Source organism: Miniphocaeibacter halophilus, assembly GCF_016458825.1.
GTDB lineage: Bacteria > Bacillota > Clostridia > Tissierellales > Peptoniphilaceae > Miniphocaeibacter > Miniphocaeibacter halophilus.
Map to the genome: position 1 here is coordinate 2,025,015 of NZ_CP066744.1, position 19,471 is coordinate 2,044,485.

The 19,471-nt window shown below is 28.3% G+C and carries 20 protein-coding genes and 1 pseudogene; all 21 read right to left on the reverse strand.

What is annotated here, in order from left to right:
- Positions 1-15: 15 nt before the first annotated feature.
- The 21 genes and pseudogenes from dut to dnaK all read right to left on the reverse strand — a co-directional run bounded on the left by dut (position 16) and on the right by dnaK (position 19,456).
- A complete protein-coding gene (gene dut / locus JFY71_RS10100) occupies positions 16-447 on the reverse strand; it encodes a dUTP diphosphatase (protein ID WP_243660664.1) in 432 nt (143 codons plus the stop codon).
- A gap of 54 nt (positions 448-501) precedes the next feature.
- Positions 502-2,625 carry a polyribonucleotide nucleotidyltransferase gene (locus JFY71_RS10105; protein WP_243660665.1) on the reverse strand — a complete coding sequence of 708 codons (2,124 nt, stop codon included), beginning with the start codon at positions 2,623-2,625 and terminating at the stop codon, positions 502-504.
- A gap of 78 nt (positions 2,626-2,703) precedes the next feature.
- A complete protein-coding gene (rpsO, locus tag JFY71_RS10110) occupies positions 2,704-2,970 on the reverse strand; it encodes a 30S ribosomal protein S15 (RefSeq protein ID WP_263457732.1) in 267 nt (88 codons plus the stop codon).
- Positions 2,971-3,069: 99 nt separating this feature from the next.
- Positions 3,070-4,008, reverse strand: coding sequence for a bifunctional riboflavin kinase/FAD synthetase (locus JFY71_RS10115; RefSeq protein ID WP_243660666.1), 939 nt, complete (start codon positions 4,006-4,008; stop codon positions 3,070-3,072).
- Positions 3,995-4,927, reverse strand: a complete 933-nt coding sequence (gene truB, locus JFY71_RS10120) for a tRNA pseudouridine(55) synthase TruB (RefSeq protein ID WP_243660667.1) — start codon at positions 4,925-4,927, stop codon at positions 3,995-3,997. Before truB ends, JFY71_RS10115 begins: the two co-directional genes overlap by 14 nt.
- Positions 4,896-5,858 (reverse strand): DHH family phosphoesterase, encoded by a 963-nt coding sequence (locus JFY71_RS10125; protein WP_243660668.1) that lies wholly within the window; start codon positions 5,856-5,858, stop codon positions 4,896-4,898. The genes truB and JFY71_RS10125 overlap by 32 nt, the downstream gene beginning before the upstream one ends.
- Entirely contained in the window at positions 5,851-6,216 is a 366-nt protein-coding gene (gene rbfA, locus JFY71_RS10130; protein ID WP_243660669.1) for a 30S ribosome-binding factor RbfA, read from the reverse strand. The genes JFY71_RS10125 and rbfA overlap by 8 nt, the downstream gene beginning before the upstream one ends.
- Before the next feature lie 8 nt (positions 6,217-6,224).
- Positions 6,225-8,510 (reverse strand): translation initiation factor IF-2, encoded by a 2,286-nt coding sequence (gene infB, locus JFY71_RS10135; protein ID WP_243660670.1) that lies wholly within the window; start codon positions 8,508-8,510, stop codon positions 6,225-6,227.
- A 15-nt stretch (positions 8,511-8,525) separates the two neighbouring features.
- On the reverse strand, positions 8,526-8,795 hold the full coding sequence (gene rnpM / locus JFY71_RS10140) for an RNase P modulator RnpM (protein ID WP_275955181.1): 270 nt from the start codon (positions 8,793-8,795) through the stop codon (positions 8,526-8,528).
- Positions 8,785-9,906, reverse strand: coding sequence for a transcription termination factor NusA (gene nusA, locus JFY71_RS10145; RefSeq protein ID WP_243660672.1), 1,122 nt, complete (start codon positions 9,904-9,906; stop codon positions 8,785-8,787). Before nusA ends, rnpM begins: the two co-directional genes overlap by 11 nt.
- 12 nt (positions 9,907-9,918) lie before the next feature.
- Positions 9,919-10,383, reverse strand: coding sequence for a ribosome maturation factor RimP (locus JFY71_RS10150; RefSeq protein WP_243660673.1), 465 nt, complete (start codon positions 10,381-10,383; stop codon positions 9,919-9,921).
- Between the two features lie 100 nt (positions 10,384-10,483).
- Positions 10,484-10,873 carry a hypothetical protein gene (locus tag JFY71_RS10155; RefSeq protein ID WP_243660674.1) on the reverse strand — a complete coding sequence of 130 codons (390 nt, stop codon included), beginning with the start codon at positions 10,871-10,873 and terminating at the stop codon, positions 10,484-10,486.
- Between the two features lie 8 nt (positions 10,874-10,881).
- Entirely contained in the window at positions 10,882-11,877 is a 996-nt protein-coding gene (floA, locus tag JFY71_RS10160; RefSeq protein ID WP_243660675.1) for a flotillin-like protein FloA, read from the reverse strand.
- Positions 11,870-12,703, reverse strand: coding sequence for an NfeD family protein (locus JFY71_RS10165; protein ID WP_243660676.1), 834 nt, complete (start codon positions 12,701-12,703; stop codon positions 11,870-11,872). Before JFY71_RS10165 ends, floA begins: the two co-directional genes overlap by 8 nt.
- 90 nt (positions 12,704-12,793) lie before the next feature.
- Complete coding sequence (rpsU, locus tag JFY71_RS10170) at positions 12,794-12,976, reverse strand: 30S ribosomal protein S21 (RefSeq protein WP_243660677.1); 183 nt, start codon at positions 12,974-12,976, stop codon at positions 12,794-12,796.
- A gap of 95 nt (positions 12,977-13,071) precedes the next feature.
- Positions 13,072-13,413 carry a histidine triad nucleotide-binding protein gene (locus tag JFY71_RS10175; protein ID WP_243660678.1) on the reverse strand — a complete coding sequence of 114 codons (342 nt, stop codon included), beginning with the start codon at positions 13,411-13,413 and terminating at the stop codon, positions 13,072-13,074.
- A gap of 15 nt (positions 13,414-13,428) precedes the next feature.
- Complete coding sequence (gene mtaB / locus JFY71_RS10180; RefSeq protein ID WP_243660679.1) at positions 13,429-14,727, reverse strand: tRNA (N(6)-L-threonylcarbamoyladenosine(37)-C(2))-methylthiotransferase MtaB; 1,299 nt, start codon at positions 14,725-14,727, stop codon at positions 13,429-13,431.
- A 3-nt stretch (positions 14,728-14,730) separates the two neighbouring features.
- Entirely contained in the window at positions 14,731-15,459 is a 729-nt protein-coding gene (locus JFY71_RS10185) for an RsmE family RNA methyltransferase (RefSeq protein WP_243660680.1), read from the reverse strand.
- Positions 15,452-16,386, reverse strand: a pseudogene (prmA, locus tag JFY71_RS12215) (50S ribosomal protein L11 methyltransferase). Before prmA ends, JFY71_RS10185 begins: the two are co-directional and overlap by 8 nt.
- Positions 16,373-17,512, reverse strand: a complete 1,140-nt coding sequence (gene dnaJ / locus JFY71_RS10195) for a molecular chaperone DnaJ (RefSeq protein ID WP_243660681.1) — start codon at positions 17,510-17,512, stop codon at positions 16,373-16,375. Before dnaJ ends, prmA begins: the two are co-directional and overlap by 14 nt.
- 123 nt (positions 17,513-17,635) lie before the next feature.
- Positions 17,636-19,456: a molecular chaperone DnaK gene (gene dnaK / locus JFY71_RS10200; protein WP_243660682.1), complete on the reverse strand. Its 1,821-nt coding sequence runs from the start codon at positions 19,454-19,456 to the stop codon at positions 17,636-17,638.
- Between the last annotated feature and the right edge of the window lie 15 nt (positions 19,457-19,471).

The window sequence follows — 19,471 nt, forward strand, 5'->3', positions numbered from 1 at the left end:
ATAAATTATATCATATTAATAACCTGTATGACCAAAACCACCAGCATTCCTTTCTGTATTATCTAAATTTTCAACAAGTTCAAATTCAACTTGTTCGTATTTAGATAATATCATTTGAGCTATTTTGTCACCTGAATTAATAGTATAATCATCTTTTGAAAGATTGACTAACAATACACCAATTTCTCCTCTATAATCACTGTCAATTGTTCCAATACCATTTATTACAGTAATTCCATGCTTAATAGCCATACCACTTCTTGCTCTAACTTGTACTTCATAGCCTACCGGAATTGACATGTATAAACCTGTAGGTATAATTTTTCTTTCTAAGGATTTTAAGGTTAATGGTTCAGGAAGATAGGCTTGCAAATCAAGTCCTGCTGAACCTAAAGTTGCATATTCCGGTAATGAATTATTGCTTTTATTAATTATTTTTATTTTCATAGTCCCTCCACTAAAAAATAAAAACATAGTTTCCTATGTTTCATTTTAATCTTATTATTTATTGTTATTATTATTTTTATTGCTATTGTTATTGTTTTCTGGTTTTGGCAATAAAGCCTTTCTTGAAAGGTTAATTCTACCTTGATTATCTATATCAGTTACTTTAACAAGTACTTCATCCCCAACAGATAGAACATCTTCAACTTTATTAATTCTTTCATGAGCAATTTTAGAAATATGAAGTAAACCTTCCTTACCGTTTAGAACATCTACAAAAGCGCCAAAATTGGTAATTCTAGTTATTTTACCTAAATATGTTTTTCCTTCTTCAACTTCGGCAATAATATCTTCAATCATGGCAATAGCTTTTTCACCATTTTCAGTAGTTTCTGCAGTAATGGTTATATTACCATCATCTTTAGTATCAATTATTACACCAGTTTCTTCAATAATTTTATTAATTACTTTTCCACCAGGTCCAATGACTTCTCTTATTTTTTCAGGATCAATTTTAATAGTCATTAATCGTGGTGCATATTTTGAAATTTCTTTTTCAGGTTCTGAAATTAAATCATTCATTTTATCTAAAATAAACAATCTTGCTTCTTTAGCTTTAGATAAAGCTTCTTCTAATATTTCTCTACTAATACCATCTATCTTTATATCCATTTGTAAAGCGGTAATACCATCTTTAGTTCCTGCTACTTTGAAATCCATATCTCCAAAATGATCTTCTAGTCCTTGGATGTCAGTAAGTATTGAAACTTTTTCTCCATCGCTAATTAGTCCCATAGCGATACCTGCTACAGGTTCATCAATAGGTACTCCTGCATCTAGTAAGGCTAAAGTTGAACCACAAATAGAAGCTTGAGAACTTGAACCATTTGATTCTAAAACTTCAGACACAACTCTAATTGTGTAAGGGAAATCATCTATTGAAGGAATTACAGGAATTAATGCTCTTTCAGCTAATGCCCCATGTCCTATTTCTCTTCTTCCAGGACCTCTCATTGGCCTTGTATCTCCTACACTATAAGGTGGAAAATTATATTGATGCATATATCTTTTATTATCTTCTTCTAATAAACCGTCTAAGATTTGAACATCACTTGGAGAGCCTAAAGTTGCTACCGATAGTACTTGAGTTTGTCCTCTAGTAAATAATCCGGAACCGTGAGCCCTTGGTAATAATCTTCTTTCACAAGATATAGGTCTAATTTCATCTAATTTTCTATTGTCAGGTCTAATTTCATCCTCTATAATTAATCTTCGAACTTCTTCTATTTGAATATTTTCCAAAATAGACTTGATTTCTTTTTCTCTTCCTTCATAAATTTCTGAAAAATGTGTTAATGTTTCTTCAATAATTTTTTCTGTATCTTCTTCTCTTTTAATTTTATCAGCATTTCTAATAGCGTTAATTAAATTTTCTTTAGAATACTCAGTAACTGCAGATACTAAGTCCTGATCTATTTGAGGTGAAATAAATTCTATTTTTTCTTTTCCACATTCTTTTTGAATTTCTTCAATAAAAGAGCAAATTCCCTTTATTGATTCATGGGCAGTTAAAATAGCCTCTAATACTTCAGCTTCAGTTAATTTATGGCATCCAGCCTCAACCATCATAATAGCATCTTTAGTACCTGCAACTGTTAGTTCTAAAGATGAATTTTCTCTTTCTTCTTGATTTGGATTTATAATAATTTTTCCATCTACCATACCTACAGATACTGATCCAGTAGGACCATTAAAAGGAATATCAGATATACTTAATGCTATTGAAGAACCTATCATAGCAAGTATGTCTGGAGTATTATCTTGATCAACTGACAAAGCCGTTGCTATAACCTGTACATCATTTCTGTAACCTTCAGGAAATAATGGCCTTAAAGGTCTATCTATTAATCTAGAAGTAAGTACAGCTTTTTCACTAGCTCTACCTTCTCTTTTTATAAATCCACCTGGTATTTTTCCAACAGCATATAATTTTTCTTCAAAATCACAGCTTAGAGGGAAAAAATCTATTCCTTCTCTAGGTTCTTTCGAAGCAGTTGCAGTTACTAAAACCACAGTTTCTCCACATTGTATAGTACAAGAACCATTTGCTTGTTTAGCAACTTTTCCAATAGTTACCTTTATTTCTTTTCCAAGCAAGTCATATTTATATTCTTTTATCATTTAAATCTCCTTTAGATTTTAAAACATTTAAAAATAAGAGCGTTGAACCGCTCTTATTAGTTTAAAAATTAACCGAAATTAACCTCTAATGTTTAATTTTTTAATTAATTCACGGTATCTATTGATATCTTTTTTTTGTAGATAGTTAAGTAGACCTCTTCTCTTACCAATCATTTTAAACAATCCTCTTCTAGAATGATGATCTTTTTTATGAGTTTTTAAATGTTCTGTTAAATAGTTTATTCTATAAGTTAATAAAGCTATTTGAACTTCTGGTGATCCAGTGTCTCCTTCTACCGTTTTGTATTCATCAATTATTCTTTTTTTATCTTCTGCTGTAAACATAATTTCCTCCTAATATTTTAGTCCACCATAACTGTTGAATTCGTTGAGGACTCGATATTCAACGTTACAGTACCTACCGGAATATAATATCATAAATAACTAAAAATGTAAATTTTTATTATAGTTTTTAACAAATTCTACATCTTTATTCATTTGATTAATTAATTCCAGTTTAGAATTAAATTTAAAATTTTGTCGTATGAAGTCAATGAATTCAACTCTAATTATTTCACCATATATATTATGTGAAAAATCAAATATAAATGTTTCAATTTTTTTATCAAACTCATTAAAGGTAATATTATTGCCAATAAAGCTAAGTGAATCATATTTTTTTTCGGAATTTTTACTAATAATGGTAGTTTTTGTATAATAGACCCCTTCTCTAGGTAAAACATAATTGTAATCATTAATCATATTCGCCGTAGGAAATCCTAATTCTCTGCCTCTTTTTTCACCATGTATTACATTTCCTGTAATAAAATAATTTCTACCAAGTAATTTATTAGCTTCTATAATCATACCCTCGTTGATATACTTTCTTATATTTGTGCTTTTTATATTAATATTTTTATCTTTTATAGTATCAATTATATTTAAAATAATTTTATTTTCATAACATAATTCTTTTAAAAGATTAATATCACCTGCTGCTTTTTTTCCAAATCTATAGTCATTTCCAACTACAATACCCTTACAGTTCAGTTGATTAATAAGAAGAGTAATAAATTCAGAAGGTAATAAATTAGAAATAGTTCTAAAGTTTATTAAAAAAACATAATCTATATTTAATTTACTCAATATATCAATTTTATCATTGGTACTAGTCAATTTAGGCGTAGGATTATTTGGATTTAAAATGTCTTTTGTATGTTGTGTAAATAATAAAATTCCGGATTTATATTTATAATTTGTAGATATTTCTTTGACTCTTTCAATTAAAAATCTATGACCACGATGTATACCATCAAAATTTCCTAATCCAAAAACAATATTATCTTTTACAATCATATCTTCTGAAACTTTAATTATTTTCATTTGTACCTCTGTAAAACATATTTTTCATTTTTAGATAATTACTACCACTAATTCTATTAATTGAACCTAAACCAATAAATTCATTAGAACAATATATTAAAAGTAATTTATCTGTATAGAAATCTCCTACGTCAATTTTAACACCGTTTATAATTTTTTTAAAATACTTATCAGATAAATTAAATTTTTCATAGGTATGAAGAGCATTCTCAATAGATATTATATAATCATAATTACCATTATATACAAAATACTTAATTTGATCTAATGTTAATGAGTTGCTTATATTAAGCCCACCGGATTCAATTCTAAGAAGATTTGACATAGTACCTATTGTACCAGACTCTATGCAAATATCTTTTATAAGAGTTCTAATATAAGTTCCTTTTGAACAGCTTACTTCAAGAATAACTTTATTTTTATATTTTCTTAGAATTTTTGTTTTATAAATTTTAGCATTTCTTTCTTTACGATCTATTGTTATACCCTTATAAGCTAATTCATATAATCTTTTTCCATTAACCTTTATAGCTGAGTACATAGGTGGTATTTGTTTTATTTCTATATTATTATACTTTGATAAAACTTTTTCAAAAGTTTCAAAATTTACTGGCATATTATCTGTTTTTGTTATATTTCCCCAAATATCTTCTGTATCAGTTTCGATTCCAAAAGTTATTTCAGCAACATAAGTTTTTCCAAAATCCATTAGATATTGACTAATTTTAGTTGCCTTGCCTATGCAAATAGGTAGAACTCCACTTACGTTAGGATCTAATGTTCCAGCATGACCTATTTTTTTGGTTTTTAAAATTTTTCTTAAAATTGCAACAACATCATGGGAAGTATAACCTGGTTCTTTAAAAATATTTAATACTCCATCTATATTATTGCCAGTTAATTGTTTTGAATCTTTCAACTATCTTTTCCTCTACTTCTTTTAAATCACCATTAATAATGCAACCTGAAGCAAATTTATGGCCACCACCATTAAAATAATTTGCAATTAGGTTTACATCTACATAATTTTTACTTCTAAAACTAATTTTAAATTTATTGTTTTCTTTCTCTTTTAACATACAGGAAACTTCAACTTCTTCAGCATCCCGATAGTAATTAATAGCAGTTTCAACATCGGATACTTCTAAATTATAGTCATTAAGAAAATCATTGGTAACGGAAGTTATAACTAGATGATTGTCATAATAAAATTTAGCATTATTATTTATTTTATTTATTGCGTTTAATGCATTTAATTTATTAGACTGAAACAATTTTTTCATTAATAAATCTTTTTCAGCACCATTTTCAATTAATTTTGCAGCCATTTGAAAAGTATCTTCAGTAGCACGTTCATATAAAAATCTTCCTGTATCCGTTAAAATACCTAACAATAAAGATGTGGATATTTCAGGTGTAATTTCTATATTCAAATCTAAAAACAATTTTGAAATAAGTTCACAGGTAGAAGATATTTGAGGGTCTATAATATTTAAAGTCCCATAATTTTCTCCTGAAATATGGTGATCGATTTTTATTATTTCTTTAGAATTGTCATATATATATTCAATATTTCCTAATCTTTTTTTATCACCACAATCAACAGCAATTAGAACATCAACTATTAGTTTATCATTTGAAGTGAAGGGAATATCATTAGTAATAAATTTTAAATTGCTGGGGATTTTATCAAATAATATTGGATAAACTTCTTTATTTAAGTTTTTCAAATATAAATAAAGAGATTTTATTGATCCTAAGTTGTCCCCATCTGGACTTAAATGAGAAATAATTGCAAAAGATTTATTATTTGCAATTATTTCTTTAAATTTAGTAAACAAATTATTCATTTGCATTACCTGTCTTATTTAATTCGTTTATTATATTTTCTATATGCATTCCACGTTCGGTTGAATCATCTATTTTAAATATTAATTCAGGAATATGTCGTAATTTTACATTTTTACTAATTTCTCTTTTTAAATATCCCTTAGCATTTTCAAAGCCCTTTATAGTATTTGCCTTTTTTTCATCATCACCTATGACACTAATATATACAGTTGCAAAACTTAGGTCATTAGTAACATTAACTCCAGTAATTCCAGTATACAATGGATCTAAATTAGGATCCTTAATAGTATTGTATAAACAATGGGATATAACCTTATTAATTTCAGATGAGATGCGATTAACTCTTTTTTGATTCATAAAATCACCTATTTTTTAACTTCTTTCATTATATATGCTTCTAAAATATCATTTTCTTTTACATCGTTATAATTTTCTAAACCCAGTCCACCTTCATAACCAGAAGCAAGTTCTTTTACATCATCTTTAAATCTTCTCAATGATGATATTTCACCTTCATGAACAACTATGTCATTTCTAATTAATCTTATAGTAGCATTTCTAGTTATTTTACCATTAAGAACATATATACCCGCAACAGATCCTACATTTGGAACTTTGAAGATAGCTCTAACTTCAGCTCTTCCAATTACTTCTTCAACATATTTTGGTGCTAACATTCCTTTAATAGCATTTTTAATATCTTCAATAGCATCATAAATTACTCTATAGGTTCTAATATCTATATTTTCATAATTTGCTAAGTCAATGGCACTTTGAGATGGTCTAACATTAAATCCTATAATAACTGCATTTGAAGCAGCTGCTAAGTTAACATCTGAATCTGTAATTCCACCTACAGCTCCATGTATAATATTTACTTTAACTTCTTCATTGCTTAATTTTTCAAAGGATTGTTTTACAGCATCTATTGTTCCTCTAACATCTGTTTTTATAATAATATTCAAATCTTTTATTGTTCCATCAGATATTTGATTAAACAAGTCATCTAATTTAATATTAGAAGAAGATTTAACCATATCAGCCTTAATTAAGTTTTTAGCTTTTTCAGCATAAGAACGAGCTGTTTTTTCATCTTTTGTAACATATATAAATTCTCCAGCTTCAGGTACATCAGAAAGACCTAATATTAAAACAGGTATGGAAGGACCAGCTTTTTTGATTTTTTTACCTCTATCATCAAACATCGCCCTAATTCGACCGCTTGAAACTCCGGATACAACCATATCGCCTGATCTTAGAGTTCCTTTTTGCACAAGTACTGTTGCAGTTGGTCCTCGACCTTTATCTAGCTGAGCTTCTATTACAGTACCTACTGCAGCCCTATTAGGATTTGCTTTTAATTCTTCCATTTCTGCAACAGTTGCTACCATTTCAAGTAGTTCATCTATACCTTGTCCTGTTCGAGCAGAAACTGGTACACAAATAGCGTCTCCACCCCAATCATCAGGTACTAAACCATTATCAGACAATTCTTGTTTAATTCTATCAACATTTGCACCTTCTTTGTCCATTTTGTTAATTGCAACAATTATAGGTACATCAGCAGCTTTTGCATGATTAATAGCTTCTATTGTTTGAGGCATTACACCATCATCTGCAGCTACAACAAGTATAGCTAAATCTGTAACTTGAGCTCCTCTAGAACGCATAGCAGTAAATGCTTCGTGTCCAGGAGTATCTAAAAATACAATTTTATTATCATTAACTCTTACAGTATAAGCACCAATATGTTGTGTAATTCCACCAGCTTCTTTTTTGGTTACATGTGTATTTCTAATACTATCTAATAAAGAAGTTTTTCCGTGGTCAACATGGCCCATAACTGTAACAACTGGAGGTCTAGGTATCATATCTTCTTCCTTGTCTTCGTAATCTAGGTCAAAAATATCCTCCATGCTTTCTTCATCTTCGGATTTTAAAACAATCTCTTTATCAAATTCCATACCAATTAGTTCAGCATTTTCAAAATCCAATTCTTGGTTTTGTGAAGCCATAATACCTAACTGAATAAGTTTAGATATAACTTGACTAACAGAAACCCCTATGGCAGCAGCAAAATCCTTAACAATAATAGTTTCAGGAATTTCTATTGCGCCAGATTCAGTTACATTTACAATACCCTCAAGATTTGTAGTTTCAGCGGCTTTTTTCTTAGCCTTACTTTTATTCTTATGTTTTGGTTTTGCTTTTTGTAAATTTTTAAAATGGTCTTCATTAATCTTTTTATTTTTATTTCTGTCAATAGTTTTTTTGTTTTTAACAATAGTTTTTTTGCCTTTATTATCTTGGCTTTTATTGTTGAATTTTTTATTTTTATTATCTTGTTTATCTTTTATAACTTTATCCTTTTTACTAGCTTGGTTTTCTTTAGTAAATTTGTCCTTCTTATTAGTTTGTTTTTCTTTTCTATTGGATTTTTTTGTTTGACTTGTATTTTTAGAATTTTTATCAACATTACTTTTTTTTGTATTATTTTTAGAAAACACATTATATATTTTGTCTATTACATCACCTTCTATTGATGACATATGACTTTTAACATCTATATTTAATTTGTTTAATTCAGAAATAATTTCTTTAGCAGATACATTTAAATCTTTAGCTATTTCATACACTCTGATTTTTTTCATATTTGTTGCTCCTCTCTATTCCGAATCTACTACATAATTTGCAATCTCCTTATATATTTCTTCGTTAATTTCAGCACTTAATGCATGACTAATATTTTTATTTTTTTTAGCTAATTCAACACATTTTACATCTTTACAGATGTAAGCCCCCCTGCCGTTTTTTTTACCAGTAGGGTCTATTAGTATTCCTTCTTCTTTATTATTAACAATTCTAAGTAGGTCCTTCTTAGGTTTATTTTCACCACAAGCGACACATTTTCGCATAGGAATTTTTTTAGTTTTCATCAAAATCACCTAATAAATCATTAATATATTCTTCTTCTTCTGGAAACTCAGCAACAATGTTCTTGTTTTGAATTCCTTCCAAATATTGTTCAGTTCCCTTTATATCTATTTTCCAATTTGTTAGTTTGGCAGCTAATCTAGCATTTTGTCCTTCTTTACCAATGGCTAAGGACAATTGACCGCTATCTACTATAATTCTAGCAATTTTTTCCTTTTCATTGACAAATACCTTTAATACTTCTGCAGGACTTAAGCTATTAGCTAAAAATACTTTAATATCTTTATCCCAAATTATTATATCTAGTTTTTCGCCATTTAATTCATCGACAATAGCCTTTACCCTAGTCCCTTTAAATCCTACACAAGCACCTACCGGATCTATATTTTCATCTCTTGTAAATACTGCTAGTTTAGTACGAGAACCAGCCTCTCTTGAAATAGAAAATATTTCAACTATACCATCATGAATTTCAGGAACTTCTAATTCTAAAAGTCTTTTAACTAATCCAGTATCAGTTCTTGATAGTATAACCTGAGCTCCCTTAGTTGTATTTTTAACTTCTTTAATATAGAACTTATATCGATCATTTACCTTATATTCTTCATTAGGAATCTGTTCACTTAAAGGTACAATGCCTTCAACTTTACCTAGGTCTACGTAAATAATACCATGATCTATTCTTTGAATAATACCTGTAATAATTTCTTTTTCTCTATTTATAAACTCATTATAAACAATTTCTCTTTCAGCATCTTTTATTTTTTGAATGACAATGTTTCTTGCAGTCTGCGCCGCAATTCTACCAAAATTTTTTGGAGTAACTTCAATAGTCACCTCATCGCCTATATTTAAATTATTATTAATTAAACGGGCCTCATCTAAAGATATTTCAGTAATTTTATTATCAACATCTTCAACAATTGTTTTTATTGAGTATATCTTTGCTTCCCCTGTATCTCTACTAACAGAAACAGATACATTTGCATTATCATCAAAATTTTTTTCATAGCTTTTTATTAAAGCTTTTTCTAATGCATCTATTATTACATCGCTTGAAATTCCTTTATTTCTTTCAATTTCATTTAATGCATTAATAAATTCTTGATTCATTTGTCTCTCCTATTAAAATAATGATAATCTAATTGTAGCTATTTTTTTTCGGTCAAAATTAGTTACCTTATCTTTTCTTTCGATTGCTATAGATTCATCGTTGAAATCTATTAATTTTCCTGTAATTTCTTTTTCTCCATTTATTGGTGCATAAAACTTTACAATAACTAAGTTTCCAATATTTTTGGAGTAGTCTCTATTATTTTTAAAAGGTCTATCTATTCCTGGAGATGACACTTCTAAATAGTATTGTTCGTCAATTGGATCTATTTCATCAAGCTTATCGCTAATTAGCTTGCTTGATTTTTCACAATCATCAATATTTATGGTACCTTGGTCTTTATCAATATAAACTCTAAGTATATTGCCTTTAGGTTCTTTTACATATTCAATATCATCTAATATATATCCTAAATTATTTACTATAGGTTCAAATTCTTTCCAACACAGGTCTAATAAATTTTTTTTATTCATCATACCTCCTAATTAAATAAATAAGAGTGGGAAAATCCCACTCCGAAACAAACATTATTTTTCTATGTTAATTATAGCAAAAAACCTCTAAAATATCAAGTTATTAATATTTTCTATTAAAAATTTCCGAATAAATAAAAGCTTTTTTTGGATTATTCTTAAAGTCTTTTTTTATATCTCCTAAAATTTCAACTTTAATAATATCTTCTTTTAAAGTATCTCTAGCTACAATATTATCTAATTTTATGCTAGAAGATATTATTTCTTCTATATTCTCCTTAATGTTTTCTCTTAATAACAATTCATTTTCTATTTTTTTAGCCTTGGTTATATTTTTTGTCTTACTCTTTTTTTTGTTTTTTGAATAAATATGTTCATTGTTTTTTATTGGTTCAGTTCTTTTAACGTTCTTTTTCTTTTCTTTATTGATTTTTTTATTTGAATTATAGATAGTAAAGGCTACAATTAAAATAATTAATAATATAATGTCCATAATATCACCTACTTAGAGGTGTCGGTTTCGTTACTGTTATCAGTACCAGATATTGATGAACGCATATTAGTGTCTGCTTTTATATTTTCCATTCTATAGTAATCCATAACACCAAGGTTACCACTTTCTAATGCATTTGAAATCGCGATAGGAACTTTTGTTTCTGCTTCGACAACTTTTGCACGCATTTTTCTAATTTCAGCTAGCATTTCTTGTTCTAAAGCTACAGCCATAGCTCTTCTTTCTTCAGCCTTCGCTTGAGCAATTCTCTTATCGGCTTCAGCCTGGTCTGTTTGGAGTTTAGCACCTATATTTCTTCCAACGTCTACATCTGCAATATCAATTGATAGTATTTCAAAGGCAGTACCAGAGTCTAAACCTTTAGAAAGTACCGTTTGTGATATAGAGTCGGGATTTTCTAAAACATCAGAATGACTTTTAGCTGATCCAACTGTTGTAACAATACCTTCACCAACTCTAGCTATTATTGTCTCTTCACCAGCTCCTCCAACTAACCTGTCAATGTTAGCTCTTACTGTAACTTTTGCTTTAGCAATAACTTCTATACCATTCATTGCAACTGCAGAAATTTGTGGTGTTTCTATTACCTTTGGATTAACAGATACTTGTACTGCTTCTAAAACATTTCTTCCTGCTAAATCTATAGCAGCACCTCTATCAAAATCTAAAGGTATTTCAGCTCTTTGCGCAGCAATTAAAGCATCTACCAAAGTATTGACATTACCACCTGCTAAGTAATGAGCTTCTAATTGATTTGTACTTAAAACCAATCCTGCTTTAGTAGCTTTTATTAGAGGGTTTATAATCCTACTTGGAGCTACCCTCCTAAGTCTCATACCAATTAAAGTTGATATTTTTACCTTTACTCCTGAAAAGAATGCTGTTATCCATAAACCTACAGGAACAAATGTAAAAAATAAAATTAAAAACAAAAATACAAGTACTGCAATTATAATTATACTAAAACTACCGAAATTAATCATAATACCTCCTTACAAAAATTTTAAAACCTTCAATATTTACAACTTCCACTTTTTCACCCTTATCTATAAATTCGCCTTCAGTTAAAGCATCTATTTTTTTATTGTCTATCTCTATTGTGCCAGACGGTCTTAAGGGTGTAATAGTTAAACCTTTTTTTCCTAACAGGTGCCTATTATCTTTTGAACTATAGGATTTAATCTCTTTATCCAATACAATCCTGTTAAACAACTTACTTTTATATCCTTTTCTTATTATAGTAATAAGAACTAAGAAACCTATTATTGAGGCAATGCTAATAGATAACAATCCAACATATAAATTTGACATAGATAAAATTACTCCCAAAACAATAAGAATTATACCTGCAATCCCAGGGATTCCAAATCCCGGTACTAGAATTTCTATTGCAATGAGAATACATCCAATAATAAATAAGATTAAATCTATTATATCTGTATCACCATAAAGAAAATTTCCAGCAAAAAATAGTACAATTGAGATTATAGATATTATTCCTGCTATTCCATATGTAGGTAAAAATATTTCAATAATTATAGCGACTATAGAAATTATTAACAGTATTCCACTAACAAATGGATTTGATATATTTCTAATAAAATTAGAAAAGAAATTATTATTTTTAATACTAAAAGATTTAACCTGGTTTACATTTTTAGGAGTTGTATTAAGATTTATTTCATTTTTTTCATAATTTTTTTCTACAGTTACTGCGTAATCAGATTTATAATAATCACTAGCTAATGACACTGTGTTACAACAAAATCCAAAAATTAAAACTATAGCAATTAAAAAATACTTTTTCATATTTACCTCCTTTAGCATTTTATACCCTAAAATTTAGAAGTAAATAAAAAATAAAAATGTCCAGTAATTACTGGACATTAATTAACTATATTAACCTCTTTTAGCCTTTTTACGTCTTGCTGCTTCTGATTTCTTTTTCTTTTTAATACTTGGTTTTTCATAATGTTCTCTTTTTCTATATTCAGATAAAACACCAGATCTAGCACATTGTCTTTTAAATCTTTTTAAAGCGCTATCTAATGATTCATTTTCACCAACTTTAATTTCTGCCATAGGTTATCCCTCCCCTCTTCTCTTGCAAGAGTGCTCTTAATGAGCAGAATAATACTATAATAGTATAACTCATATAGATGCTAATTGCAAGAATTTTAGCCTGGTGGCCATTGTAATTGTCTGCCTGCAAGTACATGATAATGAATATGGTCTACAGACTGACCTCCATCTTTTCCACAATTATTAACAATTCTATAACCAGAATTATCAATTTTTAGCTCTTTTGCTAATTTGGGAATAACCATCATAATATGTGCAATAATATCAACATTAGAACTATCGATATAATTTGCAGATGCTATATGTTTTTTTGGAATAACCAAAAAATGAGTAGGTGCTTGAGGATTTAAATCGTTAAAAGCAATTATTTTATCATCTTCATAAATAATATCGGAATCTATTTCCTTATTTGCAATTTTACAAAAAATACAATCCATTAATTTCACCTCCTATTAGTTAATTATACCAAAAACTCCCTCATCTTGTATATCGGTAATTTTAGTTTTTACTATTTTATTTATAAATTCTTTATTATAATTTGTAGATACTCTAATATAGTTAGTAGAATAACCACTAATTATTTTATTGTCAGTTTTTTCTTCAAAAAGAACTTCTAAATCTTTTCCAATGAATTCCTTCAAAAAATTGTTAGTAAGTTTTTTTGATTCTTCAATTAAAGTAGAACTCCTTAATTTTTTTATATTTCCATCTACTTGATTTTTCATTTTAGAAGCCTTAGTACCACTTCTTGGTGAATATTTAAATACATGAATTTTTGAAAAAGCAACTTTATTAACAAATTTTAAGGTATCTTGAAAATCTTCCTCGGTTTCATTTGGAAAACCAACAATTATATCTGTAGTAATTCCTGCATCAGGAAAATATTTGCGAATCAATTCAACTTTTTCTAGGTATTCTTTTGTATCATATTTTCTATTCATAAGTTTAAGGATTTTATCTGACCCGCTTTGTAATGATAAATGAAAATGATCACAGAATTTATTTGTATTTTTAACTCTGCTCAAAAAATCATCATTTATGATTCTAGGTTCCAAAGAGCTTAATCTTATTCGTTTTATATTATTAATTGTTGCTATTTTTTCAATAACATCAACTAGTGAAACATTGGATTTTAAATCTAATCCGTAAGAAGCAACATGTATACCAGTTAATATAATTTCTTTAAAGTCATTTTTTGACAATAATAGAGCTTCTTCATATATTTCATTTAAATCTCTAGAACGTATTGGCCCTCTTGCATAGGGAATAATACAATAAGAGCAAAATTGACTACATCCCTCTTGAATTTTTATATAGGCCCTAGTCATATGATTTTGCTTAGTAATGGATAAGGATTCAAAATCTTTATTATTTTTAATATCTTCAACTTTATTGACTATACTATTTGTTTTAATTGCTTCTTCACAATACTCAACAATACTAGAGCGATTCTTTGTTCCTAAAATTACATTAATACCATCTATGGCTAAAACCTCTTCTGTACTAACTTGTGAATAGCATCCAACAGCTGCGATTATAGCCTTAGGATTTTTACTTTTAGCTTTTGATATAAATTGTCTTGATTTCCGGTCGCTTAAATTTGTAACTGTACAAGTATTTATTACATAAATATCACACACTTCATCATTTTCTGATATTTTATAACCTTTATTATTAAATAATTCCATCATTGCTTCGGTTTCGTATTGATTAACTTTACAACCTAAAGTCAAAAAACTTACTTTTTTCATAAATCACCTATTCATATCTCCTATTTCATATTGTAATATTGATAACATAGTTATAGGAGCAGTTTCTGTTCTTAAAATTCTTTTTCCTAAAGATATTGTTTTAAATCCCTTATTTTCCAAACATAAAACTTCACTACTATCAAATCCACCTTCAGGACCTATTATAATTTTAATGTTCTTGACCTTGGAACTTTTTAAAATATCCTTTAAATCATAATTTTCTGAAGATTCATATGCTAATAATCCTAACTCATTTTTTTCTAAAGTAATATCAGATAAATTTATTGGTGAATATACTTTAGGAATGTAGTTTCTATGAGATTGAGAAGCAGCATGTTTGGAAATTTTATTAAATCTAATTAATTTTTTCTCAATATTTTTACTATTTAATTTAACTATAACCCTATTAGTTATTATCGGAATTATTCTATAAACACCTAATTCTACCGATTTTTGTATAATTAAATCAAATTTATCAGATTTTGTTAACCCTTGATAAAGATGAATGTTTAAAGTTTCTTCCTTTAACTTTTTAATAGAAGAAATATTTGCTATAATTCTATTTTTTTCTATAGTTGAAACCTTAGAAATATATAGATTTTCATTAATAACAATTTCTAGTTCTTCATCTTTTTTCATACGTAGTACGTTTTTTAAATGATGAAAGTCCTCTCCATCTATTAAAATATTATTATTGTTAACATCCTCAATATTTCTAAAAATTCTATGCATTATACTCAGCTAGGATACAAACCCACTCTCCTTTACTAGTAGTGTCTATTATACTGAAATTATGTTCTTTCAGTTTAGATATTATAAAATCCGATTTTTCTTTAATTATTCCAGAAGTAATTATTAAACCATTTTTATTAATTAGTTTTTCTACCGATGGTATTAATTCAACTATTACATTTGGAAGAATGTTGGCAATAAAAATATCGTATTTGTTATTTATTGTATTAAGTAAATCACCTTCAAAGACAGAAATAATATTATCTGTATTATTTGAAAGAGAATTCTCCCTTGTAGTTTTTACACTAATTGGATCTATATCAATTGCTGAAACTTTTATTGAACCAAGTTTTGCAGCAACTATTGACAAAATTCCTGAGCCACATCCAACATCACAAACTCTTTTATTTAGCAGGTCTATACTTTGTAATTTTTCAATACATAAATAGGTACTTTCATGAGTTCCTGTTCCAAAGGCCATTCCAGGATCAATATTTATAACTATATCATCTTCTTTAGGTGTGAATTTTTCCCATGAAGGTTTAATAATTATTTTTTACCTATTCTAAATGGTTTGTAAAATTTTTTCCATTCTTCAGACCAATCTTTATCTTCTATTTTTTTATCAATATAAAACTCTATTAATTTATTTATATTTTTTATGGAATTTTCTAATTCCTTTATTTCATTTTTATCATGTTCAGATTCAGATAAATATAATTTAATAGTTATAAATTTAGATTTAGGAATTAAATTGTCTTGTAGTTCAACCCAATATGGTTTGGTCTTCTTTATTTCATCCATAGTCCTATAATCAATTATTTCAAAAGTTGAAATATCATAATCATATAAAATAGAATATACAATATCTTCAAATTCTTTAGGTAGATTAATTATAATTTCAAACCACTTGTTATTTTCCAACATCGAATTTATCCTTTATTTTATCAAAAATACTTTTTTTACCCTTGCTTTCCCTATAATCTTCATCAGTTATGTTAGAAAATTCTAACAATAAATCCTTTTGTTTACTATTTAATTTAGTAGGAGTTATTATTTGTACATCAAAATATAGGTCACCACGTTCATTGTTTTTCCTATTTAAAATTTGTACTCCTTTGTTCTTCAACTTGAATCTTGTTCCAGTTTGTGTTCCGGCAGGAATTTCAAACTCTTCAATTCCCTTTAACAAAGGTACATCAATTTTCGCACCTAAAGCTGCTTGAGTAAAAGATATAGGTAATTTAAAGTAAATATCATATCCTGAACGTTGGAAGAATTCGTGAGGTTTTACATCTAAAACTAAATATAAATCTCCGTCAGGACCACCATTTACCCCAGCGTTTCCTTCACCTCGTAAATTAATTACAGAATCATTATCTACACCAGCAGGTATTTTAATTTTTAAAGATTTATTTGTACGTATTTGTCCCTTGCCTTTACATTTATGACATTTCTTTTCTATTATTTCACCTGTTCCATGACATTTATCACAAGTGGCAGTTCTAACAAATGTACCAAATGCCGATTGTTGAGTATATCTTACCTGACCTGTTCCATGACATTTATCACAAATTTTTTTGCTAGTACCCTTTTCAGCACCTGTCCCGTTACATTCATCACATGTTTCCATTTTTCTAACAGATATTTCTTTTTCTACTCCAAATACAGCTTCTTCAAAAGTCAAATGTATTTTTTGCTGTATATCTGAACCCTTTTGTGGAGCGTTAGGATTTCTAGTTTTCCTTGAAAAACCTCCACCAAATATATCAAAAATATCTCCAAATAAATCTGAAAAATCCATTGTAAAGTCATTAGGTCCCATTCCACCATTTGTAAAGGCAGCTTCACCATACATATCATATTTGGATTTTTTTTCTTCATCGCTTAAAACCTCATATGCGAAATTAATCTCTTTAAATTTTTCTTGAGCTTCATCATCGTCTGGATTTAAATCTGGATGATATTTCTTAGCTAATTTCCTATATGATTTTTTTATCTCTTCTTTTGAAGAGTTTCTATCTATTTCTAAGATTTCATATAAATCTCTCATTAATACACCAACCTCAAAATATCTTTCTTAAATATTCTACTAAAAATATAAATATATTCAATACATTAATAAAGGCTCATGAAAACATGAGCCTTTATTAATGTAACAATATTATCTATAATACTACTTATCTTCTTCATCATCAACTACTTCATAATCTGCATCAACAACATCGTCTTCAGGATTTTGTTGAGTTGTATCTTGAGCACCTTGTTGGCTATAAAGTTTTTCTGACATTTTATAAAGTTCTTGAGTTAATTCTTCGGTTTTGCTTTTTATTGTTTCAGCATCATCACCAGAAACTACATCTCTTAAATCTTTTATTTTATTATTTACACTTTCAACTTCATCAGCTGAAACTTTATCACCTAGGTCTTTAATTGTTTTTTCTGTTTGATAAATAACAGATTCAGCATTATTTTTGCTTTCAATTAATTCTTTTTTCTTTCTATCTTCTTCTGCAAATTTTTCAGCATCATTTACTTTTTGTTGAATTTCTTCATCAGTAAGTTTAGTAGAAGAAGAAATTGTCATTTTTTGTTCTTTTCCAGATCCTAAATCCTTTGCTGTTACATTTACAATTCCATTAGCGTCAATATCAAATGTAACTTCAATTTGTGGCACTCCTCTTGGTGCAGCTGGTATATCAGCTAAAGTAAATTTGCCAAGTAGAGTATTGTCTGCTGCCATTTCTCTTTCACCTTGAAGAACAACAATTTCTACATTTGTTTGTCCATCAGCCGCTGTAGTAAATACTTGACTTTTTTTAGTTGGAATAGTTGTATTTCTTTCTATTAACTTAGTTGTAACTCCACCTAGAGTTTCAATACCTAATGATAAAGGAGTTACGTCTAGTAATAGTAAATCTTTTACTTCACCACTTAAAACTCCACCTTGAATAGCAGCACCCATTGCCACACATTCATCTGGGTTTATATCCTTTTGAGGATCTTTACCAATTAACTTTTTAACGGATTCTTGTACTGCAGGTATCCTAGTAGATCCACCAACTAAGAGAACTGATTGAATATCACTTGCGGAAAGACCTGCATCCTTCAATGCTTCTTTAACAGGAATTGTAGTTTTTTCTACTAAGCCAGAAGTTAAATCTTCAAATTTGGATCTGCTTAAATCCATATTTAAATGAGCTGGCACTCCGTTTATGGCTGTAATAAATGGTAAGTTAATATTTGAACTTAAAGTTGAAGATAATTCTTTTTTAGCTTTTTCAGCAGCGTCTTTTAATCTTTGTAAAGAAGTCGGATCTTGTCTTAAATCAATTCCATTTTCTTTTTTGAATTCATCTGCTAAATAATCGATAATTATGTTGTCAAAATCATCTCCACCAAGTTTATTATTACCTCTAGTAGCTAGTACTTCAAAAACTCCATCCCCTACTTCTAGTATGGAAACATCAAAAGTACCTCCACCTAAATCATATACCATAATTTTATGTTGGTCATGGTCTTTATCCATTCCATATGCTAATGCTGCAGCAGTAGGCTCGTTTATAATTCTTTTTACATTTAAACCTGCAATTTTTCCTGCATCTTTTGTAGCTTGTCTTTGGCTATCTGTAAAATAAGCTGGAACTGTTATTACAGCTTCAGTAATAGTTTCTCCTAAATAACTTTCAGCATCTGTTTTTAATTTTTGTAATATCATAGCAGAAATTTCTTCTGGTGTATAATTTTTTCCATCAACATCAACTTTAAAATCTGTTCCCATATGTGTCTTAATAGAAGAAATTGTTCTACTTGGATTAGTTATTGCTTGTCTTTTAGCAGTTTCTCCAACTAATCTTTCTCCATCCTTTGTAAAAGCTACTACTGAAGGGGTTGTTCTATTACCTTCTACATTTGGAATTATTGTAGAAGTACCTCCTTCCATTACAGCTACTGCAGAGTTTGTTGTACCTAAGTCTATACCAATAATTTTTCCCATAATTATATCCTCCTA